Raw genomic sequence first — 21796 nt, 5'->3', positions numbered from 1 at the left:
GCCACTGTCGCCGTTCGTTCAGCCGCCGCCAGAGGAGGTGCGACATCTGGTCGAAGCGGCAGTGCGAGCGGTTCGCAGTTGCCAAGCGGCAGGCGAGCCGGTAGCGTGGCGCCCCATGCGAACCTTCCTTTGTCCCATCAGCGCCTATTACCGCTACCTGACCAATATCGGGTGGTAGGTACTGCGCTGCATGACCGAACCGCCCAGGGCGGCTCGGTCAAGGCAACTTCTCCCGGTCTCCCTGGCACCGTCCAGCCACAGGAGACCCCATGGACAGCACCCAGCAAGACCTGCTCGCCACCCTCGAAGCCCGCGGCTTCGTCCACCAGACCACCGATCGTGACGGCCTCGCGCGCGCCTTTGCCAGCGGCCCGGTCACTGGCTATCTCGGCTTCGACGCCACCGCCGACAGCCTTCACGTCGGCCACCTGCAGGGCCTGATGCTGATGCGCTGGTTGCAGCGCGCCGGTCACCCCATCCTGCTGCTGATCGGTGGCGCCACCACGCGCATCGGCGATCCCAGCTTTCGTGACAGCAGCCGCCCGGTCCTTACCGACGGCCAGATCGCCCTGAACATGGCCGGTATCGCCAAGGCCTTCCACCGCTACCTGGAGGTCGGCGATGGCCATGGCCGGGCCCAGGTGGTGGACAACGCCGAATGGCTCGACGGCCTCGGCTACCTGAACTTCCTCGGCGCCGTGGGTCGGCACTTTTCCATCAATCGGCTGCTGACCTTCGATGCCATCAGGAATCGTCTCGACCGCGAGCACTCGCTGTCCTTCGAGGAATTCGGCTACACCCTGCTGCAGGCCTACGACTTCGTCGAGTTGTCGCGGCGCTATGGCTGCACCCTGCAACTGGGTGGCGCCGATCAGTGGGCCAACATCATCAACGGCGTGGAGCTGTCGCGCCGGCAGGGCGGCCCCCAGCTCCACGGCCTGACCATGCCGCTGCTCGCGACCCGCGACGGGCGCAAGATGGGCAAGTCCGCCCAGGGCGCGGTCTGGCTCAACGAAGAGCGGCTGTCGGCCTTCGACTTCTGGCAATTCTGGCGCAACTGCGACGATGCCGACGTCGCGCGTTTCCTGGCGCTGTTCAGCGAATTGCCGCTGGACGAGGTGCGCCGGCTGGCCGCCCTGGGTGGCGCTGAAATCAATCTGGCCAAGGTCGTGCTGGCCAACGAGGCGACCCGCCTGGCCCATGGCGAGCAGGCGCAGCGCGCAGCCGAGGCGGCCGCCGCCGGGGTGTTCACCGACCGGGAGGACACGGGTCAGTTACCGGACATCGCCCTGAGTCGCCGGCAGCTGGCGACGGGTGTCAGTCTGCTCCAGTTGCTGGTCGAAGCGGGATTGCAGCCGTCGCGCAGTGCGGTCCGCCGGCTGGCCGAAGGCGGTGGCCTGCGCCTGGACGAGCGGCCCGTATCCGATCCCGATGTGCTGCTCACGGCGAGCGACGTGGGTCGACGGGTAAGTCTGGGCAAGAAGCGGCATCTGCGCATCACAGCGGTGGACTGAGGAGAAGGCGATGAAGGTCTGGGTGATAGGCGCCTCGCGAGGCATAGGACTGGGCTTGGTCGAGCGCTATCTGGGACGCGGCGACGAGGTGTTGGCGCTGGTGCGAACGCCGAATGCGGCGCTGGACGGCCTGGCGGCGACCGCCGCGGGGCGGTTGCAGGTGGTGACCGGCGATCTGTGCGATCCCGACCTGGGCGCACGACTGTTGAGCGAAAGCCGCGATGAGCCGCTGGATCGACTGATCGTCAATGCCGGCATCATGGGGCCGCACGAGGCGGAGGGGCAGCGGGCGACCGTCGCGGAGCTGGGCGAGCTGTTCCTGACCAATGCCGTGGCGCCGCTGCGGCTGCTGGAGGCCCTGGCACCGCGGCTGGCTGCTGCGGGAGTGGCGGCCTGCCTGAGTTCGCAGATGGGCAGTGTCAGCCTGGCACGGGCCGCCGACATGCCGCTCTATGGCGCCAGCAAGGCGGCGCTCAACAGTCTGTTGCAGAGCTGGGTCGCCGGGCGGCAACCGGCGTTCGCCGTGCTGGCGTTGCACCCGGGTTGGGTGCGCACCGCCTTGGGCGGGGCCGGCGCGCCGGTCGAGGTGGCCGATAGCGTCGCCGGGCTGGTGGCAACGATCGAGGTGCGGGCCGGCCAGCGTGGCTGCGCCTTTCTCGACTACCAGGGCCAAGTCCTGCCCTGGTGAGCGAGGGGCCGGATCGCTCAGTGCGGCTGAGCGATCCGGCCCTTGTCCGACCCCTGCCGAGGATCGAAGATGAGTCCATCATCCCGGGGAGTGCCACCATGCGCATCGACGAGCGAACCTTTCTGGTAACGGGTGCCGGTTCCGGCCTGGGCGCCGCCACCGCCGAGGGGCTGATCGCGGCGGGCGCCCGGGTGGCGCTGCTGGATCTGCAGGCCGAGGCCGTGCAGGCCCAGGCCGAACGCCTCGGCGACCAGGCCCTGGCGCTGCCCGTGGACGTGACCGATGCCGAGGCCCTGAGCGCCGCCATGGATACCCTCCTGGTCCGCTGGGGCAGTCTGCAGGGCGCGATCAACTGCGCCGGCATCGTCGGCGGCGCACGCATCCTCGGGCGCAACGGCCCTCACGATCTCGCCGCCTTCGCGCGCATCATCAACGTCAACCTGGTGGGCAGCTTCAATGTCCTGCGCCTGGCCGCCGCGGCCATGGCCAGGGGTGAGGCCGATGCCGGCGGCGAGCGCGGCGTGATCGTCAACACCGCCTCCATCGCCGCCTTCGACGGCCAGATCGGCCAGGCCGCCTATGCCGCTTCCAAGGGGGGCGTCGCCGCGCTCACCCTGCCGGCGGCGCGCGAACTGGCCGGGCAGGGCATCCGGGTCATGACCATAGCCCCCGGCGTCTTCGAGACGCCCATGATGGCCGGCATGACCCCCGAGGTGCGCGACGCCCTGGCCGCCAATGTGCCCTTTCCCCCGCGCCTCGGTCGCGGCGAGGAATTCGCCGCCCTGGTCCGCCACATCATCGAAAATCCCATGCTCAACGGCGAGGTGATCCGCCTCGACGGCGCGCTGCGCATGGCCCCGCGCTAGGCCCTGTACAAAAAGTCGCCGAGCGATGGTCAGGCGAGGCGAAAAGCGCTGAGGAAGCGGACCGGGCTCGCGAGCGAGTTTACGAGTGGTAAATGAGCATTACGACGGGGCTGGCCATCCAGGCGCTATTCAACGAAGCATCACCGAGTGTAGGCACTTTTCGTAAGGGCCTAGGAGAGTTGTCATGAACGATCCCATTGTCATCATCGCCGCCGCCCGTACGCCCATGGGCGCCCTGGGCGGTGAACTGGCGGCGCTGTCGGCGCCGCAACTGGGCAGCGCCGTGATTCGCGCCGCGCTCGAACGGGGCGGCTGGTCGCCGGAACCGGTCGACGAGGTGCTCATGGGCTGCGTGCTGCCCGCCGGCCTCGGCCAGGCACCGGCACGCCAGGCGGCGCTTGGCGCCGGTCTGGCCCAGAGCACGCGCTGCACCACCCTGAACAAGATGTGCGGTTCGGGCATGCAGGCGGCCATCCTCGGCCATGACCTGCTGCGCGCCGGCAGTGCCGAGGTGGTGGTGGCGGGCGGCATGGAAAGCATGAGTCGCGCGCCCTATCTGCTGGAAAAGGCTCGCAGCGGCTACCGCCTCGGCCATGGCGCCCTGATCGACAGCATGTTTCTCGACGGCCTGGAAGACGCCTACGAACCCGGGCGCCTGATGGGCACCTTCGCCGAGGATTGCGCGGCGCGGCTGGGTATCGGCCGCGAGCGCCAGGATGCCTATGCCCAGCAGTCCCTCGCCCGGGCGCGCCAGGCTCAGGCCAGCGGCGCCTTCGCCACCGAGATCGTCGCGGTGGAGGTGGCGGGGCGCAAGGAAACCCTGAGCGTCGACACCGATGAACAACCCCGCCGCGCCGATCCGGCACGCATTCCCACCCTCAAGCCGGCCTTTCGCGAAGGCGGTACCGTCACCGCGGCCAACGCCAGCTCCATCTCGGATGGCGCCGCGGCGCTGCTGCTGATGCGCGCCAGCACGGCCGCGCGCGAAGGCCTACGGCCGCTGGCGACGATCCGTGGCCATGCCGCCCATGCCGGTGCCCCGGGCGACTTCCCCACCGCGCCCATCGGCGCCATCCGCACCCTGCTCGCGCGCATCGACTGGTCGCTGATCGACGTCGACCTGTTCGAGATCAACGAAGCCTTCGCCGTGGTGGCCCTGGCCGCCCAGGATGCCCTGGGGCTGGACCCGGAACGCCTGAACGTGCACGGTGGCGCTTGTGCCCTGGGCCATCCCATCGGCGCGTCCGGCGCGCGGATCCTGGTGACTCTGATCCAGGCGCTGCGCCAGCGCGGTCTGCGCCGGGGCGTGGCCGCCATCTGCATCGGCGGTGGCGAGGCCACGGCCCTGGCGCTGGAACTCAACGACTAGACAAGGACAAGACCATGAGCGAACCCTCTGCCGAATCGACCCTGCTGCTGGAGATCGAGGCGCGTGTCGCCCTCATCACCCTCAACCGTCCCAAGGCGCTCAACGCCCTCAATGCCCAGCTGCTCCACGAGCTGGATGCCATGCTGGCGCGCCTGGACGCCGATCCCGAGGTCGGTTGCGTGGTGCTCACCGGCTCCGCCAAGGCCTTTGCTGCCGGCGCCGACATCAAGGAAATGGCCGGGCAGGGCTATCCGCAGATCTACCTGGACGACTATTTCCGCGTCGCCGATCGCATCGCCGAGCGGCGCAAGCCGCTGATCGCCGCCGTGGCGGGTTACGCCCTGGGCGGTGGCTGCGAACTGGCGCTGCTGTGCGACTTCATCTATGCCGCCGACACCGCGCGCTTCGGCCTGCCGGAGATCACCCTGGGCGTCATTCCCGGCATCGGCGGCACCCAGCGCCTGACCCGCGCCCTGGGCAAGGCCAAGGCCATGGAGCTGTGCCTGACCGGACGACAGCTGCACGCCGCCGAAGCCGAGCGTGCCGGGCTGGTCGCCCAGGTGTTTCCCGCCGACGAGCTGCTGGAGCGCACCCTGGAAGCCGCCCGCGGCATCGCCAGTCGTTCGCTGCCGGCGACCCTCCTGCTCAAGGAGAGCGTCAATCGCGCCTTCGAGACCAGCCTGGCCGAGGGTATCCGCTTCGAACGCCGAGTCTTCCATTCGCTGTTCGCCAGTGCCGACCAGAAGGAAGGCATGGCCGCCTTCGTCGAGAAGCGCCCGGCGAAGTTCGAGCATCGTTGAGCGCACCCGGCGCTTTCAGGAGGCGCTAGACTGGCGTTTCCGCCCAGCGTCGCAGAGCCTCCGGATGCGTATCGAGCCCTTGCCACCCCTGACCAATCTGATTGCCTTCGAGGCAACGGTCAGGCTTGGCAGCTTTACCCGGGCGGCGCTGGAGCTCAATCTCACGCAGAGCGCCATCAGCCGTCAGGTGGCGCAACTGGAGGCCTTTCTCGGTCGCGCGCTGTTTCGTCGAGAGCACAAGCGGCTGCACCTGACCGTCTCCGGGCAGCGCTATGCCGAGCGGGTTCAGCAGTTGCTCGCGGGTCTCGCGGAAACCACGGCGGACGTCATGGATCTCAGCGGCGAGCAGCAGCTGGTGCTGGCCTGCTCCTCGGGTGTGGCCGCGCTGTGGCTGGGCCCGCTGATCGGCCGCTTCGCCAGTGCCTTTCCCGGCATCGACGTGCGCCTGCGGGTGCTGGACAACCTCGATACCCTGCTCAAGCCCGAATTCGATCTGGCGCTCTATTTCCTGCGTGAACCACCGCCCCCGGGATTGGCCGGTCGCCAGTTGTTTCCGGAATGGGTGGGCGCCTATTGCGCGCCGGACTATCTGGGCGGGCGTCAGCTGTCACCCCCGGAACTGCTCGAGCGGCGCCTGCTGATGATCGAGGACGGGCAGCGGCGCTGGCTGTCCTGGGCGGAGTGGTTCGCGCGGCTGGGCTATCCCGCCCCGCGGATCCGCCAGCGGCTCACCGTGAGTCAGTACCCCATCCTGGTCGATCTGGCGGTGGCCGGCCACGGTATCGTCCTGGGCTGGCGCCCCATGATCGATGCCCACCTGCGCTCGGGCACCCTGGTGGAAGCCTGTAGCGAATGCGTGCAGGGGCAGGGGGGTTACTACCTGCTGTGGCCGGGCGACCGTCAGCCGGGCCTGGCAGCGCGCCGTTTCGAGGCCTGGCTGAACGACAGCCTGGGCTTGCAGCCCTGACCTCTTCTTGCATGCGCCATACGCATGCAAATACCTGCAATCAGCGTTTTCCTGCGTTCCGGGTAGCCCCTTAAGCTCGGCGACAGAGGGCAGAGATCCTCATCCTGTTTCCTTTATCGAAACTGCCGTCGCCGGTGCAGGGACCCCGAGGTTCTTGCGCGACTCGCATTCAGGGAGCCAACAATGCAGAGCGCTACGACTTTCCCGCAGCCGTCCACCGCCCACCGCCGCCAGGCCAACAAGGCGGTGGTCGCCACCGTGATCGGCAACGGTCTGGAATGGTTCGACTTCACCGTCTACAGCTTCTTCTCCGTCATCATCGCCAAGGTGTTCTTTCCGACCGCCAGCGAACTCACCTCCTATCTGCTGGCCCTCGCCACCTTCGGGGTCGGCTTCTTCATGCGCCCGGTCGGCGGCATTCTGCTCGGTATCTATTCCGATCGCCGTGGCCGCAAGGCGGCGCTGTCCCTGACCATCCTGCTGATGGCCGCCGGTACCCTGATCATCGCCGTGACCCCAGGCTATGCCCAGCTTGGCCTGTTCGCGCCGGCGCTCATCGTCTTCGCCCGGCTGCTGCAGGGCTTTTCCGCCGGTGGCGAGATGGGCAGCGCCACCGCCTTTCTCACCGAGCACGCACCCGCTGGCCAGAAGGCCTATTACTCCAGCTGGATCCAGGCCAGCATCGGGGTGGCGGTCGCCCTGGGTGCAGGCGCCGGCGCGCTGCTGTCGGCGTTGCTGACCCCGGAGCAACTCGAGAGCTGGGGTTGGCGCCTGCCGTTCCTGTTCGGCTCCCTGATCGGCCCCGTCGGTTTCTACATCCGTAGCCGCATCGACGAAACCCCGGCCTATGCCACCGTCGAGCGTGCCCAGTCGCCGCTGCGGGAGGTAGTGCGCATCTATCCCCGCCAGACCGCGATCACCTTTTCGATGGTCGTGCTCTGGACGGTCTGCACCTACTCCGTACTGTTCTACCTGCCGTCCTACTCCACCCGGGTGTTGGGCCTGCCCAGTGGCCTGGGCTTCACCGCCGGCGTACTCGGTGGCCTGGTGCTGCTGGTGGCGACGCCGCTGATAGGGCGCCTGGCGGATCGCCATGGCAAGCGACCCTGGCTGCTGGGGTCGGCCATCGCTATCTTCTGCCTCGCCTGGCCGTTGTTCTGGATGCTCAATCGCTGGCCGGGCCTGGCTTCCCTGCTGGTGTTCCAGGCCGTGCTGGGACTGCTGATCTCCGGCTATCTGGGTGGCTTGCTGGCCGCATTTGGCGAGTTGTTGCCGACCCGGGTGCTCTCCACCGGACTGTCGGTGGCCTACAACTTCGCCGTAACCCTGTTCGGCGGCTTCGCCACCTTTACCGTGACCTGGCTGATCGCCGCCACCGGCAGCCCGCTGGCGCCGGCCTTCTACATCATGTTCGCCGCGGCCATCAGTGCCGGGGGCGCCGCGCTGTTCCGCGACGCCACCAGCGAGCAACCCTCGGGAGAATCCGCATGACTCAAAGCACCGCGCTACTGCTGCGCAACGGCAAGCTGCTGGATCTGGCGAGCGGCACCCTGATCACCGGCAAGGAAGTCCTGGTGGAGGGTGAGCGCATCACCGCGGTACGCGATCAGGGCGCTAACCCGCCGGTCGCTGCCACGGTCATCGACCTCGGGGGTCGCACCCTGATGCCGGGCCTCATCGATTGCCACGTCCATGTACTGGCCTCCAGTGCCAACCTGGGCTTCAACGCCCTGCAACCCAACGCCATCATCATGTATCGCGCCTTGCCCATCCTGGGCGCGATGCTCGAGCGCGGCTTCACCACCGTCCGCGATGCCGGCGGTGCGGACTGGGCGCTGGCGCGCTCCATCGCCTTGGGACTGGTGCCGGGTCCGCGGATCTTCGCCTCTGGCAAGGCGCTGTCGCAGACTGGCGGCCACGGCGACATGCGGGCGCGTGGGGAACTGCTGCTGAACGAACCGTGCAGTTGCTGCTTCCGTGCTGGCGCCATCGCCCGGGTGGTGGACGGGGTGGACAACGTGCGCAAGGCGGTGCGCGAAGAACTGCAGCAGGGCGCCAGCCAGATCAAGATCATGGCCTCCGGCGGTGTGTCCTCGCCCACCGATCCCATTGCCAACACCCAGTACAGCGAAGCCGAGATCCGCGCCATCGTCGAGGAAGCCGAGGCGGCCAACACCTATGTGATGGCCCATGCCTACACCGCCCGCGCCATTCGCCGCGCCGTCGCGTGCGGGGTGCGCACCATCGAGCACGGCAATCTGGTCGACCGGGAGACGGCGCAGCTGATGCGCGAGCGGGGCGCCTTCGCCGTGCCTACCCAGGTGACCTACGAGATGCTCGCCGAGCACGGCGCCCGCTATGGGCTGCCGGCCGATTCCGTGGCCAAGATCGAAGACGTCCGCCTGGCCGGCCGTCGCGCCCTGGAATTCTTCGCCGAGGCGGGCGTACCCATGGGCTACGGCTCCGACCTGCTGGGCGAGATGCACGAATACCAGACCCAGGAACTGCGCATCCGCGCCGAGGTGCTGGGCAACCTGGAAGCCTTGCGCAGCGCCACCAGCGTCGCGGCGCGCATCCTCGAACGCGAGGGCGAGCTGGGTTGCATCGCGGCTGGCGCCCTGGCGGATCTGCTGGTCGTGGATGGCGATCCGCTGACCGATATCTCCTGCCTGGTGGGGCAGGGCGAAAGACTCGACCTCATCCTGCAGGGTGGCCGCCTGGTGAAGAATCGCCTTGGGTGACGGGAGTCTTGTCGGCTCGGCGCGGTCCCCTGTAGCAGTCAATGCCCATGGAGAACGCGCGATGCCGCTCACCGCAACCGAACTCGGCAGCCACTACCAGGCCTACCTCGACTGCCTCAATCGTCAGGCCTGGGCAGAGCTGGGCCGCTATGTCGACGAGGCCGTCGAGCATAACGGCCGCCCGCTAGGTCTGACCGGCTACCAGTCCATGCTCGAAGGCGATCATGCCGCCATACCCGATCTGCACTTCGCCGCGCGATTGCTGGTGGTGGAGGCGCCCTGGCTGGCCGCGCAGCTGGATTTCGACTGCACGCCACGTGGCGAGCTGTTCGGACTGGCGGTGAACGGACGGCGGGTACGCTTCAGCGAGCACGTCTTCTATCGCTTCGAGAACGGGCGAATCCGCGAGGTGCGCTCGGTGATAGACACCGCCGCCATCGCCGCCCAGCTGGCCGACGGCTAACCTGCTCGACTCTGGCGCTGGCGATAGCCCAGGGGACTGAGTCCCGTCCACTTACGAAAGGCACGCTGGAAGGAGCGGGGATCGGCGAAACCCAGGCGCAGGGCCAGTTCCTCCAGGGGCAGGGCGCCCTCGTCCAGCTGGCGACAGGCCAGGCGGCAGCGACGTTCGTCCTTGAGGCGCTGGTATGTCTGGCCGCTCGCGGCCAGCCGGCGCCTCAGGGTGGCGGGCGCAAGACCCAGGGCCTCGGCCAGGCTGACGGCGTCCGGCCAGTGCTCCGGGGCGCTACTGCGCAGCAGGGCGCGGATGCGGGCGATCAGACTGGCGTCGTCGCGATAATGCACCAGCAGATTGCCCGGTGCGGCAGCGATGAAGCGACGCGCGTCCGCGGCGGTGCGGCGGATCGGCAGGTTCAGCATGGCGGCGTCCAGCAGTAGGCAGTCTTCGCCGCAGGAGAAGCTGAGGTTGGCGCCGAAGCGCTGCCGGTAGTCGGCCAGCAGCTCCCCTGGCGGCTCCGGGGCGGTCAGGCGGATCTCCGCCAGTGGCAAGCGGCGACCCACCAGCCAGCAGGCCAGGCCATGCAGGATCAGCCAGAGGGTGAAGACGGCGAAGCTGCCCGGCAAGCTGCCCGCTGCCAGCCGCAGGGTCGCCTGCGCGCCAGTGCGCTGCAGGCGCAGCTCGACGCCCAGGGTCAGCCTCAGGAAGTCGACGCTCTGCCGCAGGGCATCGCCCAGGGTCGGTTGCAGGCGGGTGCTCTGGCAGAGAAAGCCAAAGCTGCCCGCTGGCAGCCGACGCGGACCAAGGGCGAAGAATTCATCATCGAAACGCCGCGCCAGGTGATACCACAGCTGGCCGAACAGCGGCGCCGAGAGGCGCTCGCTGTCGAGCAGCAGCTCGGACAGCCGGACGCCTTCTCCGGCGAGCAGCGCTTTCGGCGCCAGACCACTGCGTCGGCACAGCCCCGCGAGGGCCTCATCGAGGATGCCCGGCGCCAGGCTGTCGCGCGGTAGGCCGATCACAGGTGCAGGGCCCGGCCCAGGGCACGCAGCGCCGCTTCCTGCACCGCTTCGCCCAGGGTGGGATGGGGGTGCAGGGTGGCGGCGACGTCTTCCAGCTGCATGCCCATTTCCAGGCTGTGGGAAAAAGCCGTGGCCAGTTCCGCCACCTGCTGCCCGGTGGCCTGCCAGCCGAGGATGCGATGGTCGTCCGCGCGGGCCACCACCCGCACGAAGCCTTCAGGTGCTTCCAGGGTGAGTGCGCGGCCATTGGCGGCGAAGGGAAAGCTGGCGACCTTGATCTCGAGGCCCTGGGCCCTGGCCTGTTCGGGGGTGAGGCCGACCACCACGATCTCCGGATCGGTGTAGCAGACCGCCGGGATGGCCACCGGGGCGAAGTGCCGCCGCTTGCCGGCGATCAACTCCGCTACCACCTCGCCCTGGGCCATGGCGCGATGCGCCAGCAGGGGTTCGCCGGTGAGATCACCGATGGCCCAGACGTCGGTCATGCTGGTCCGACAGCCGTCGTCGACGCGGATATAGCGGCCGTCGTAGTCCAGCGGCAGGCGCTCCAGGCCTTCGGTGCGGGGACGGCGACCGGCCGCCACCAGGATGCGCTGGGCCGGCAGGATCTGCTCCTGGCCGTCACCGCGGCTCATTCGCAGGCCAGCGCCGTCCGCAGCCAGACCGGCGACGGTGCAGTCCAGGTGCAATTCGATGCCCAGGCGCTCCAGCCGCTGGCGCAGCGGCGCCGTGAGTTCGGCGTCGTAGCCGGGCAGCAGGCGCGACTGGGCTTCCACCACAGCGACCCGGGCGCCCAGCTTGCGATAGGCGATGCCCAGTTCCAGGCCGATATAGCCGGCGCCCACCACCACCAGGTGCTCGGGGATCGCCGTGGGCGACAAGGCCTCGGTGGCCGAGATCACCGGACCACCGAAGGGCAGGCTGGGCAATTCCACCGAGGTGGAGCCCATGGCCAGCACTAGGTGCTCGGTGCGGATGCGCAGCCGTTCGCCACCGGCGCGCTGCACCTCGACGGTCTTGCCGTCGAGGATCTCGGCCCAGCCCTCGATCACCGTCACCCCCTGCTTCTTAAGCAGGGCGGCGACGCCGGTGGTGAGGCGATCGACGATGCCGTTCTTCCAGGCCACGGCCTGGCCGAGGTCCAGTTCCGGGCGGCCATGGCGGATGCCGAGGGCGCCCTGGTCAGCGCGAGTGCAGGCGCGCTGGTATTCCTCAGCGACATGGATCATCGCCTTGGAGGGGATGCAGCCGACGTTGAGGCAGGTACCGCCGAGGGCGGCGCCCTCCACCAGGGTGGTGGCGATGCCCAGCTGGGCGGCGCGCAGGGCGGCGACATAACCGCCGGGGCCGCCGCCGATGATGAGGAGTCGGGTGTCCATGGCTACTCCAGGAAGAGGGTGGCGGGTTGTTCGAGCAGCTGGCGCACGGCCTGGATGAAGCTGGCGGCGTCCTGGCCATCGATCAGCCGGTGGTCGAAGGAGGCGGAGAGATTCATCAGCTTGCGTGGCACCACCAGCCCATGGCGGAAGGCCGGGCGCTCGACGATGCGGTTGACGCCGATGATGGCCACCTCGGGATGGTTGATGATGGGCGTGGAGGCGATGCCGCCCAGCGGACCGAGGCTGCTGATGGTCAGGGTCGAGCCGGAGAGTTCGTCGCGACCGGCCTTGCCGCCGCGGACCGCGGTGGCCAGCCGGGCCACTTCCTGGGCACAGCCCCAGAGATCCAGCGTTTCGGCGTGGCGCACCACCGGCACCGCGAGCCCCTGTTCGCCCTGGGTAGCGATGCCCAGGTGCACCGCGCCATAGCGCGTCACGGTGCTGCTCTCTTCGTCGAAGCGCGCATTCATCTGCGGAAAGTCGCGCACGGCCACCACCAGGGCGCGCGCCAGGAAGGGCAGCAGGGTGAGGTGGGCACGACGCCCCTGCCAGCGCTGGTTGAGGGTGGCGCGCAAGGCTTCCAGCTCGGTGACATCCACCTCTTCCACATAGGTGAAGTGGGGGATATGCCGCTTCGCAGCCTGCATCTTCTCGGCGATCTTGCGTCTCAGGCCGATCAGCGGGATGCGCTCCTCGCCAGTGCGTTTCGCCAGGCCACCGCCGCCGGTGGCAGGCGGCAGTCCGGCGCCGCGTTGCTGCAGATAGGCGTCCAGATCCTCATGCAGGATGCGTCCGCCCTGACCGCTGCCGGTGACGAAGCGCAATTCGATGCCCAGCTCCCAGGCGTGCTGGCGCACCGCGGGAGACGCCAGCGGCGGACTGCCGGGGGCCGGGCGGGAAGCCGGTCGCTCGTCCTCGCGCGGTGCCTCCGCTTCCGGGCGCCGCGGGGCAGGGGCTGCCGCGGGCTTGGGCGCTGCCGCCTTCGGTGCCGGCGCTGGCGCGGCTGCCACCGGTGCGGGGCGACTGGCCTCGCGTAGATTGCCGTCGCCGGCCACCTCCAGACGGATCAGCTCGGCGCCCACCGCCAGTACCTGGCCAGGCTCGCCGCCCAGGGCGACCACCCGGCCCACCACCGGCGAGGGAATCTCCACCATGGCCTTGTCGGTCATGACGTCGGCCAGGGTCTGGTCCTCGCCGACTTCATCCCCTACCGCCACGTACCACTTGACCAGTTCCACCTCGGCGATGCCTTCGCCGATATCCGGCATCTTGATGACATGGGTACCCATCTCAGACCTCCATCACGCGCTTGAGCGCGGCGCCGACCCGGGACGGACCCGGGAAGTAGTCCCATTCCTGGGCATGCGGATAGGGGGTATCCCAGCCGGTGACGCGCTCGATGGGTGCCTCCAGGCGATGGAAGCAGTGCTCCTGCATCAGGGACACCAGCTCGGCGCCATAGCCGCAGGTGCGGGTAGCCTCGTGAACCACCACGCAGCGGCCGGTCCTGTTCACCGAATCGGTGAGGGTCTGCAGGTCCAGCGGCCAGAGGCTGCGGATATCGATCACCTCGGCGTCGATGCCGGTCTCGGCGGCGGCCGCCAGGGCGACCCAGACGGTGGTGCCATAGGTCAGCACCGTGACCTGCTTGCCGGGACGGACCACCGCGGCCCGTTCCAGCTCGACGCGGTAATAGCCGTCCGGCACGGCGCTGGCCGGATGCCCCGACCAGGGCGTTACCGGGCGGTCGTGATGGCCGTCGAAGGGGCCGTTGTAGAGGCGCTTGGGTTCGAGAAAGATCACCGGATCGTCGCTCTCGATGGAAGCGATCAGCAGACCCTTGGCGTCATAGGGATTGGAAGGCATCACGGTGCGCAGGCCGCAGACCTGGGTGAACATGGCCTCGGGACTCTGGCTGTGGGTCTGGCCGCCATAGATGCCGCCGCCGCAGGGCATGCGGAACACCAGCGGCGCGGTGAACTGGCCCACCGAGCGATAGCGCAGCCGCGCCGCCTCGGAGACGATCTGGTCGATGGCCGGGTAGACATAGTCGGCGAACTGGATTTCCGCCACCGGGCGCAGGCCGTAGGCGCCCATGCCCACCGCGGCGCCGGCAATGCCGTTCTCCGAGATGGGCGCATCGAATACCCGCGAGGCGCCATATTTGGCCTGCAGGCCCTCGGTGCAGCGAAAGACGCCGCCGAAATAGCCGACGTCCTCGCCGAACACCACCACGTTGTCATCGCGTTCGAGCATCACGTCCATCGCCGAGCGGATAGCCTGGATCATGGTCAGGGTGCTGCGGCTGCCGGCCTGGGTCGGCAGGTCGGTTTCCTGTTGTACGGTCATGGCGTCACTTCCCGAGCTGTTGGCGTTGGCGGCGCAGGTGCGACGGCAGGTCCTGGTAGACCTCCTCGAACATGTCGGCGGCGCTGGGGGCGAGATCGCTGGCAAAGGTGCCGTGGGCTTCGGCGGCCTTCTGCGCGGTCGCCACCTCGGCTTCCAGTTCGGCGGTCAGCGCCTGTTGCCGTTCGTCCGACCAGAGGCCGCGACCGATCAGGTGCGCCTTGAGCCGGTCGATGGGATCGCCCAGGGGGAAATGCGTCCAGTCATCGGCGGGACGGTACTTGGACGGATCGTCCGAGGTGGAGTGGGGACCGGCGCGATAGGTCACCCATTCGATCAGGGTCGGCCCCAGGTTGCGGCGGGCGCGTTCGGCGGCCCAGCGCGAAGCGGCCAGCACGGCGAGGAAGTCGTTGCCATCCACCCGCAGGGCGGCGATGCCATAGCCGAGGCCGCGGGTGGCCAGGCTGATGCCCTCGCCGCCGGCGATGGCCTGGAAGGTGGAGATGGCCCACTGGTTGTTGACGATGTTGAGGATCACCGGCGCCCGGTAGACGTGGGCGAAGGTGAGGGCGGCATGGAAGTCGCCTTCGGCGGTGGCGCCGTCGCCGATCCAGCCGGCGGCGATGCGGGTATCACCCTTGATCGCCGAGGCCATGGCCCAGCCCACCGCCTGGATGTACTGGGTGCCGAGGTTACCGGAGATGGAAAAGAAGCCGAGGTCGCGGTAGGAGTACATCACCGGCAGCTGGCGACCCTTGAGCGGATCCCGGGCATTGGACAGCAGCTGGCAGATCATCTCGTCCAGCGGCGCCTCACGGGCGATGAGGATGCCCTGCTGGCGATAGGTAGGGAAATGCATGTCGTCCGGGCGCAAAGCCAGGGTCTGGCCGACGGCGATGGCCTCTTCGCCCAGGCACTGCATATAGAAGGACAGCTTCTTCTGCCGCTGGGCCTTGAGCATCCGCGCATCGAACAGCCGCGTCTTGAGCATGGCCCTCAGGCCCTGCAGCAGCAGTTCGGGCGCTTCCTCGATGGCCCAGGGGCCGACGGCGCGACCCTCTTCGTCGAGGATGCGGATCAGCTGGGTCGCCAGCTCGCGGGTATCCACCGGCGCCACATCGATAGGCGGCTTTTCCGCACGGCCGGCGGGGCAGAGTTGCAGGTAACTGAAGTCGGTGGGGCGTCCCGGTCGGCCGCTGGGCTCGGGGACGTGCAGGCGCAGGGGTGGGTAGTCGCTCATGGCCGCCCCTCCAGCTGGATGAGGGTGCGGGCGGGTCGCAGGACGGGTTGGCCGTCCGGATGCGATGCAGGGTGCCACATGGTGGAGGCCTCGGCATTCTTGTTATTGGTCACCTGAGTATAGGCCGGCATTGCTAGCCGTTTTGCCGCAATTTCGGGGTGGGCAGCCCGGGCTTTTGGTGCTATTGAACTCAGTACAGGAACAACAGTGGAGGTTTTGCACCATGGCTGGTCTGGACCGTATCGACCTGCGCATCCTCAACGCCCTGTCCGCCGATGGCCGCCTCAGCTGGCGCGATCTGGCGCAAAGGATCGGGCTGTCGCTGACCCCGACGCTGCGGCGGGTCAAGCGACTGGAAGAGGAGCGCTATATCCAGGGCTATCACGCCCAGCTCGACGAAACCCGGCTGGCCGGCAGTGTCAGCGTCTTCGTTTCGGTGCGCCTGGAAAAGCAGTCCACCGACTACCTGCGGGCTTTCGAACGGGAGATCGTCAAGGCCCCCCAGGTGATGAGCTGTTTCCAGATGACCGGGGATGCCGACTATGTGCTGCGGGTGGTGGTGCAGGATCTGGCGAGCTATCAGCACTTTCTCGCCGAGACCCTGACCTGTATCCCCGGAGTCGCCAGCGTGACCTCGGCCTTTTCGCTCAAGGCCGTCCTGCTCAGGCCGGCGCCATTGCTCTGATGGGGAGAAGAGAGGCTAGCGGATGCCCAGGCTATGGCGGACCTGCTGCGCCTGGGCGGCACAATAGGCGCTGTCCCGCAGGCGGGCGACATCAAGCATCAGGGTCAGGCGGCGCTCGCTGGACGCGCGGCCGCACTGTACCGGCAGACCGCCATCCGGAGCCAGGGGACCGAACAGGCAATCGACGTTGGGCAGTTGCGCAGCGAAGGTGTGGGTGAGGGCGAGCATGGAGGGCGTCCGGAGGGTCGAGGTGGCGATGTGACATTATTCACATCGCCGAGGTTCCTCAACCTCTAGGCGCTGGGCGTAACCGAATAGGCGACGCCATTCACGGCATCGATCAACTGACCGATCGACCAGGGCTTGGGCAGGAAGCGCACCTGGCACTTGATGCTCGCGGTGGACGGCGTTTCGTAGCCGGACATGACAATAATCGGCATGTCTGGCCAGCGCTTGCAGACCATGTTGGCCAGCTGCGCCCCATCCATCGAGCCCGGCATACGGATATCCGTGAGCAGCAGGTCGATGTTGGCGTCTTCCTTTTCCAACAGCGTCAACGCGGTGTCGGCGGAGTCAGCGGCGATGATGTTGAAGCCTTCGGGTTCGAGGATCTCGCGGACGAAATCCGCGACCAGTGGCTCGTCGTCCACCACCAGGAGAGTGGGTCGGAAGACAGGGGTTCCCGGCTGTTCTGCGCGCATGACTGGACCTTATATACAAGACGTTGCTGAGCCTTGGATAGCCGCGACCCGGGAAAATTCCCCAGCCTGGACGTCAATGAATTTGGCGCCAGATTTTTGTCTTCAAGGCGTGATTATTTTGTCGGGCGCAGCTTTTCGCGGCTGCGACCCCATGCCGCGCACATTTGGTTACGTTTCCCGTAAAGGCTCTGGGGCAGGGCTTTCAGCGTGCCAGCGAAGCGGCGAGACTGCCCGTCGAGTGAAAGGTTTCAGCTACCTGGCATATGACTTGTATTGGGTAAGGCAACTGCAGGACGCAGGGTACTTTTTTGTCACGTCCCAGTGGCCTTACCTAAACCCAGGCTTCGCTCGTACACAAAGGACATCGACGCCACGCCTCCCAAAGCAGTATCTGTCCATGACGCCTATCCGCTCCTTCGCTACCGCCCTTCGTCGTCCGCTCGCCGCGGCCGCCACCGTTCTCGCGCTGTCCGCTGGCGTTGCCCAGGCCGAGCCTGTCAGCCTGGTCGGCCTGAATCTGTCGGGTGCGGGCTTCGCTCCCCAGGTGCTGCCCGGCATCAATGGCACCAACTACATCTTCCCGGTGGAGGCCTACTTCCAGCAGTGGAGCGCGCGGGGCGTCAAGCTGATCCGTTTCCCCATCATCTGGGAGCGCCTGCAACCCAAGCTGGGCGGACCACTGGACAGTGCCTACGTCGCCCTGGTGAACCAGACCTTCGGCTATGCGCAGAAGCACGGCATCAAGATCGTCCTCGACCTGCACAACTATGCCCGCTATCGCGGTCAGGTGATCGGCACCAGCGGCGTACCCTATGCCCGCTACCAGGAGATCATGACCCACATCGCGCGGCAGTGGAGCGGCCAGTCCTCGCTGTACGCCTACGACATCATGAACGAGCCCCACGATGCCATGGCCTACTGGCCGACCGCGGCCCAGTACGGCATCAATGGCGTGCGCGCCGTGGACAGCACCCGTCCGGTCATCGTCGAAGGCAACGGCTGGTCGAGCGCCACCCGCTGGGCCGAATTCAACGACGCCCTGCTGGGGCTGAAGGATCCGGCCAACAACATCATCTTCTCGGCGCATTCCTACTTCGACGAGAACGCCGGCGGCAGCTACGACAAGACCGACGTCAACAAGCTCGATGCCAACTACGGCGTGACCCGGGTGAAGCCCTTCGTCGACTGGCTGAAGAAGAACGGCAAGCGCGGCTACATCGGTGAATTCGGCGTCCCGGACAACAATCCGCGCTGGAATCTGCTGATGGACAACATGCTGGCCTACCTCAAGCAGAACTGCATCCCGGCCTCCTACTGGGCCGCCGGTCCCGGCTGGGGCAGCTACTTCATGTCCGTGGAGCCGATCAATGGCCAGGAGCGGCCGCAGTGGCCGACCCTGCGCAAGTACCTGGACGACAGCAGCTGCACCGCCATCGGCCCGGTCGCCAGTGGCAGCACCGCGCCGGCCACCGGTGGTACCGCCACCGGCAACAGCGGCTCGGCAGGCGGCAGCGCCGGCGCCGTGGGCAATGCCGGCAGCGGTAGCAGCACGGGCAACGCCGGCGGCAATGCCGAGGTGCAGATTCCGCCGAGCACCGGTGCGACCGCCGGCACCGTGACCTCGGTGGTCAACGACTTCACCAATCCGGACTGGCACAAGGGGGTGTTCCTCAAGAAGGCCGCCATCTCGGTGCCCGGCACCGCGGTGAATCGCGCCGCCTTCAAGGCCGGTGCCTACCTGACCACCGCGGATGGCCAGGTGCGGCGGATCTCCTCGGTGCAGGCCGGCAACAGCCTGGGCGTCTTCACCGAGGGCACGCCCTTCAACGGCAACGCCGTGGGCTATCCGAAGACCGTGACCGTGTCGCCCACCGGCGTGACCAGCGCCGCCAGTGTCAGCAGCGCCATCAATGACTTCACCAATTCCGACTGGAATCGCGGTGTCTACCGTCGCGCCGCGGCCATCTCCATCCCGGCCACCGCGGCCAATCGCTCGGCCTTCAAGCTGGGTGGCTCGGTACGCCTCGTCAACGGCCAGATCCTCAAGATCAGCTATGTGCAGGAGGGCGCGAGCAACCTGGGCGTGTTCTTCGACGCCACTCGCCTGGATGCCAGCGTCGGCTACCCGAACACCCTTGTGTCCTTCAGCCGCTGATCGTAAGGAATGGGCAACAAAAAACCCGGTGGCCAAAGGTCACCGGGTTTTTTGTTGCGCGCTCAAAGATGAATGAAGGTGGTGACCTCACCCGGCTGCACCCGGCATTCATCCACGGCATGGATCACCCCGGTGGTCAGGGCCGCTTCCGGGCTCAGCAGTCGGGCGTTGGCCTTGAGGCAGCTGTGGATGTCCAGGGCCTCGGCGGCATCCGCGGTGCGCTCGGCGACGATGCGGGCGTAGAGATCCAGGTCGTAGTCCAGGCACATGGCGTATTCGGCCATGCGCGCATGGTCCACCGAGTTGTTCAGATTCCAGTAGAAGGAGTGGTAGAGGAATTTGCTGTGGCGACTGGCGGTACGGTGTTCGCCGGCCAGGAAGAGGATGTTGCCCATGGATTCGACGGTACCCAGGTTGTGGGTATGCACCGGCAGCGGCAGGGACAGCAGGAAGTTGTACATCGTGAAGCCGTAACTGCAATCGCCGCCCATGGTGGCGATCTTCAGCAGAATCCGCGAGGCATCCTGCTGGACGGCCTGGGAGCACTGGGCGATCAGCTGGCCGCAACTGGTGGAATTGATGGGACCGGTGAAATGGATGACATGGGTGCTCATGGGGCCTACCGACGCGCCGGGGAGCCCGGCGGAGGGCGGGGCTCTATAAGAGCTGCTTCGGCGGCTTTCGGGCGGGCTTGAGCGCTGGCGGCGGCTGGCCGACGAAGCGCGTCCCGGGCGGACGGCCTGCGCCCGGTCGCAGGCGCGGTCTCAGCGCAGCAGCAACATCGGTACTTCGGTCTTGTGCAGCAGCTGGGTGGTGCGACTGCCACGCAGGAAGCGCCAGACCGAGGAGTGGCTGTAGGCGCCCATGATCAGCAGGTCGGCCCGGCGCTCGTCGAGGTGACGGGGGACGATGCGCTCCACATCTCCATGGGCGACGGTGGTATCGACCCGGCAACCGGCGCTGCGCAGCAGCAGGGCCAGGTCATCCAGGCGCTTGCGCAGGATCGGATCGTCTTCGCCGACCCGCAGCAGGGTGCCGCTCATGCCGGTCAGCAGCGGACTGCGTGCCAGGGCCAGGATGCCCTGGTGGGTGGCTTCCCGGCCGTCATAGGCGATGGTGAACTGGCGCGGTGGCTTGAAGGGGCCCGAGCAGATCAGGATCGGCCGGTGCACGGCGCGCACCACGGCTTCCAGCTGGCTGCCGATGCCGCTGTCGCCGGAGCGCTCGCCGCGCTTGCCGATCACCAGCAGGCGAGTGTCCGCCTCCAGGGTCTTGAGGGTGTCCACCAGTCCTTCGGGGCGGCGCAGGATCTGCGGCGCCGAGGTCAGGCCCTGGTGCAGCAGGCGCTGGCGGGCATTGAGCAGCAAGGCCTTGGCCATGCCGGCACCGACGTCATCGTCCAGATAGAGCGGGGTGCCATTGGCGACCTTCTTGCCGCTGCTGGCCGATTCCTGCACATGCAGGAGGGTAACGGGCGCATCCAGGCGCCGCGACAACCAGGCGGTATGGTCGCAGACGCTTTCGGCGTGGGGAGATCCATCGATGCAGGCGAGCAGGGAGGCCATAACGGTATTCCTTGGCAAGACCGGGACCAGACACGATCCCTGTCAGGAGCGTAGCACCCGTCCAGCGCTGTCCAGATGACGCCTCGGTGTCATCTTCGGCTTTTGCTGGACAGGTCACGGCCGTCATCCCGGACGCCCTCACATTTCGTAGCGATCGAGTTCCCGGGTGATCAGCAGCCGCTGGATTTCACTGGAGCCTTCGTAGATCTGGGTGATGCGGATGTCGCGGTAGTACTGCTCCACCGGATAGTCCTCCAGGTAGCCATAGCCGCCATGGATCTGGATGGCCTTGGAGCACACCCATTCGCCCGTCTCGGTGGCGAACAGCTTGGCCTGGGAAGCTTCGCTCAGGCAGGGCTGGCCCGCCGTGCGCAGCCGCGCGGCGTGCAGGATCAGCAGTCGCGCGGCGTTCAGGCGCGTATGCATGTCGGCCAGCATGTTGGCGATGCTCTGGTGCTGGATGATCGCCTTGTCGAACTGGATGCGCTCCCGGGCATAGCCCAGCGCCGCCTCGAAGGCCGCGCGGGCGATGCCCAGGGCCTGGGCGGCGATGCCGATGCGACCGCCTTCCAGGTTGGAGAGGGCGATGGCCAGCCCCTTGCCGCGTTCGCCGAGCAGGTTGGCCGCCGGGATGCGGCAATCGTCCAGGGTGACCGCGCAGGTGTCGGAGGCGCGCAGGCCCATCTTGTGCTCGGTGCGTTCGACGCGAAAGCCGGGGGTGTCGGTGGGTACCAGAAAGGCCGACAGGCCCTTCTTGCCCAGCTCCGGATCGGTCACCGCGAAGACGATCGCCAGGCCCGCGCGGCGACCGTTGCTGACGAATTGCTTGCTGCCGCTGAGCACCCAGCTGTCGCCGTCGAGTACCGCCCGGGTGCGCAGGTTGTGCGCCTCGGAGCCGGCCTGGGGTTCGGTCAGGCAGAAGCAGCCGATGACCTTGCCGGCGGCCAGGTCGGGCAGCCAGCGATCCTGCTGTGCAGCGCTGCCGTAGCGCAGCAGCGGACCGCAGCCCACCGAGCTGTGGATGCTCATCAGGGCGCCGAGGCTGCCGTCGCCGGCGGAGATCTCTTCCACGGCCAGGGCATAGGCGACGTAATCCATATAGGTGCCGCCCCATTGCTCGGGCACCACCATGCCCAGCAGGCCCAGCTCTCCCAGCTGGGCGACCACGGCGTCGTCGATCCACTCGGCCTTTTCCCAGGCCCGGGCGTGGGGCGCGACCTCGCGGCGGGCGAAGTCGCGCGCCATGTCGCGGATCATGCGTTGTTCTTCGGTGAGTTCGATGTCGTGCATGGGAGCCTCCC

Annotated in this window: 21 protein-coding genes; 11 read left to right on the top strand and 10 right to left on the bottom strand. The window is 67.7% G+C overall.

The features are described 5' to 3' along the window. Positions 1-269 precede the first annotated feature (269 nt). From tyrS to FHR73_RS07875, 9 genes are all read left to right on the top strand, one after another. On the top strand, positions 270-1514 hold the full coding sequence (tyrS, locus tag FHR73_RS07915) for a tyrosine--tRNA ligase (protein WP_183630385.1): 1245 nt from the start codon (positions 270-272) through the stop codon (positions 1512-1514). 10 nt (positions 1515-1524) lie between these two features. Then, the gene (locus FHR73_RS07910) at positions 1525-2202 is read left to right on the top strand and encodes an SDR family NAD(P)-dependent oxidoreductase (protein WP_183630384.1); all 678 of its coding nucleotides are present in this window, start codon (positions 1525-1527) and stop codon (positions 2200-2202) included. Positions 2203-2300: 98 nt separating this feature from the next. Beyond that, positions 2301-3068 carry an SDR family NAD(P)-dependent oxidoreductase gene (locus FHR73_RS07905; RefSeq protein WP_183630383.1) on the top strand — a complete coding sequence of 256 codons (768 nt, stop codon included), beginning with the start codon at positions 2301-2303 and terminating at the stop codon, positions 3066-3068. Positions 3069-3252: 184 nt separating this feature from the next. Next, complete coding sequence (locus FHR73_RS07900) at positions 3253-4437, top strand: acetyl-CoA C-acyltransferase (protein WP_183630382.1); 1185 nt, start codon at positions 3253-3255, stop codon at positions 4435-4437. 14 nt (positions 4438-4451) lie between these two features. After that, entirely contained in the window at positions 4452-5237 is a 786-nt protein-coding gene (locus FHR73_RS07895) for an enoyl-CoA hydratase (protein ID WP_183630381.1), read from the top strand. 64 nt (positions 5238-5301) lie between these two features. Then, entirely contained in the window at positions 5302-6204 is a 903-nt protein-coding gene (locus FHR73_RS07890) for a LysR substrate-binding domain-containing protein (protein WP_183630380.1), read from the top strand. Between the two features lie 183 nt (positions 6205-6387). After that, positions 6388-7695, top strand: coding sequence for an MFS transporter (locus tag FHR73_RS07885; RefSeq protein WP_183630379.1), 1308 nt, complete (start codon positions 6388-6390; stop codon positions 7693-7695). Beyond that, the gene (locus FHR73_RS07880) at positions 7692-8945 is read left to right on the top strand and encodes an amidohydrolase family protein (RefSeq protein ID WP_183630378.1); all 1254 of its coding nucleotides are present in this window, start codon (positions 7692-7694) and stop codon (positions 8943-8945) included. The genes FHR73_RS07885 and FHR73_RS07880 overlap by 4 nt, the downstream gene beginning before the upstream one ends. A gap of 61 nt (positions 8946-9006) precedes the next feature. Further along, positions 9007-9408 carry an ester cyclase gene (locus tag FHR73_RS07875; protein WP_183630377.1) on the top strand — a complete coding sequence of 134 codons (402 nt, stop codon included), beginning with the start codon at positions 9007-9009 and terminating at the stop codon, positions 9406-9408. Here the strand turns inward: FHR73_RS07875 and FHR73_RS07870 are convergent. Genes FHR73_RS07870 through FHR73_RS07850 form a run of 5 tightly spaced genes read right to left on the bottom strand, consistent with a single transcriptional unit; the run spans position 9405 to position 15389 of the window. Continuing rightward, positions 9405-10424: an AraC family transcriptional regulator gene (locus FHR73_RS07870; RefSeq protein WP_183630376.1), complete on the bottom strand. Its 1020-nt coding sequence runs from the start codon at positions 10422-10424 to the stop codon at positions 9405-9407. The two genes, FHR73_RS07875 and FHR73_RS07870, sit on opposite strands and share 4 nt — an antisense overlap. Further along, the gene (gene lpdA, locus FHR73_RS07865) at positions 10421-11803 is read right to left on the bottom strand and encodes a dihydrolipoyl dehydrogenase (RefSeq protein ID WP_183630375.1); all 1383 of its coding nucleotides are present in this window, start codon (positions 11801-11803) and stop codon (positions 10421-10423) included. The genes FHR73_RS07870 and lpdA overlap by 4 nt, the downstream gene beginning before the upstream one ends. A gap of 2 nt (positions 11804-11805) precedes the next feature. After that, entirely contained in the window at positions 11806-13092 is a 1287-nt protein-coding gene (locus FHR73_RS07860; RefSeq protein WP_183630374.1) for a dihydrolipoamide acetyltransferase family protein, read from the bottom strand. A 1-nt stretch (position 13093) separates the two neighbouring features. Next, positions 13094-14152, bottom strand: a complete 1059-nt coding sequence (locus FHR73_RS07855) for an alpha-ketoacid dehydrogenase subunit beta (protein ID WP_183630373.1) — start codon at positions 14150-14152, stop codon at positions 13094-13096. 4 nt (positions 14153-14156) lie between these two features. Next, positions 14157-15389: a thiamine pyrophosphate-dependent enzyme gene (locus FHR73_RS07850; RefSeq protein ID WP_183630372.1), complete on the bottom strand. Its 1233-nt coding sequence runs from the start codon at positions 15387-15389 to the stop codon at positions 14157-14159. Between the two features lie 223 nt (positions 15390-15612). Between FHR73_RS07850 and FHR73_RS07845 the strand changes: the two genes are divergently transcribed. Next, entirely contained in the window at positions 15613-16074 is a 462-nt protein-coding gene (locus FHR73_RS07845; RefSeq protein ID WP_183630371.1) for an Lrp/AsnC family transcriptional regulator, read from the top strand. A 15-nt stretch (positions 16075-16089) separates the two neighbouring features. Here FHR73_RS07845 and FHR73_RS07840 read toward each other — a convergent pair whose 3' ends face one another. Together FHR73_RS07840 and FHR73_RS07835 are read right to left on the bottom strand one after the other, a co-directional pair. Beyond that, positions 16090-16302, bottom strand: a complete 213-nt coding sequence (locus FHR73_RS07840; protein ID WP_183630370.1) for a hypothetical protein — start codon at positions 16300-16302, stop codon at positions 16090-16092. A gap of 65 nt (positions 16303-16367) precedes the next feature. After that, a complete protein-coding gene (locus FHR73_RS07835; RefSeq protein ID WP_133859315.1) occupies positions 16368-16775 on the bottom strand; it encodes a response regulator in 408 nt (135 codons plus the stop codon). A gap of 397 nt (positions 16776-17172) precedes the next feature. Between FHR73_RS07835 and FHR73_RS07830 the strand changes: the two genes are divergently transcribed. Further along, positions 17173-18930 (top strand): glycoside hydrolase family 5 protein, encoded by a 1758-nt coding sequence (locus tag FHR73_RS07830; protein ID WP_183630369.1) that lies wholly within the window; start codon positions 17173-17175, stop codon positions 18928-18930. Positions 18931-18992: 62 nt separating this feature from the next. Here FHR73_RS07830 and FHR73_RS07825 read toward each other — a convergent pair whose 3' ends face one another. The 3 genes from FHR73_RS07825 to FHR73_RS07815 form a co-directional block, all read right to left on the bottom strand. Then, a complete protein-coding gene (locus tag FHR73_RS07825) occupies positions 18993-19544 on the bottom strand; it encodes an ATP-dependent Clp protease proteolytic subunit (RefSeq protein ID WP_183630368.1) in 552 nt (183 codons plus the stop codon). 150 nt (positions 19545-19694) lie between these two features. After that, complete coding sequence (locus FHR73_RS07820; RefSeq protein WP_183630367.1) at positions 19695-20495, bottom strand: universal stress protein; 801 nt, start codon at positions 20493-20495, stop codon at positions 19695-19697. A gap of 138 nt (positions 20496-20633) precedes the next feature. Continuing rightward, a complete protein-coding gene (locus tag FHR73_RS07815) occupies positions 20634-21785 on the bottom strand; it encodes an acyl-CoA dehydrogenase family protein (protein WP_183630366.1) in 1152 nt (383 codons plus the stop codon). Positions 21786-21796: the final 11 nt, after the last annotated feature.

The organism is Pseudomonas sp. AS2.8 (assembly GCF_014190935.1).
Classification (GTDB): Bacteria; Pseudomonadota; Gammaproteobacteria; order Pseudomonadales; family Pseudomonadaceae; genus Chryseomonas.
Note: the sequence above shows the minus strand (reverse complement) of the source record. Positions and strands in the feature narration are given on the sequence as shown.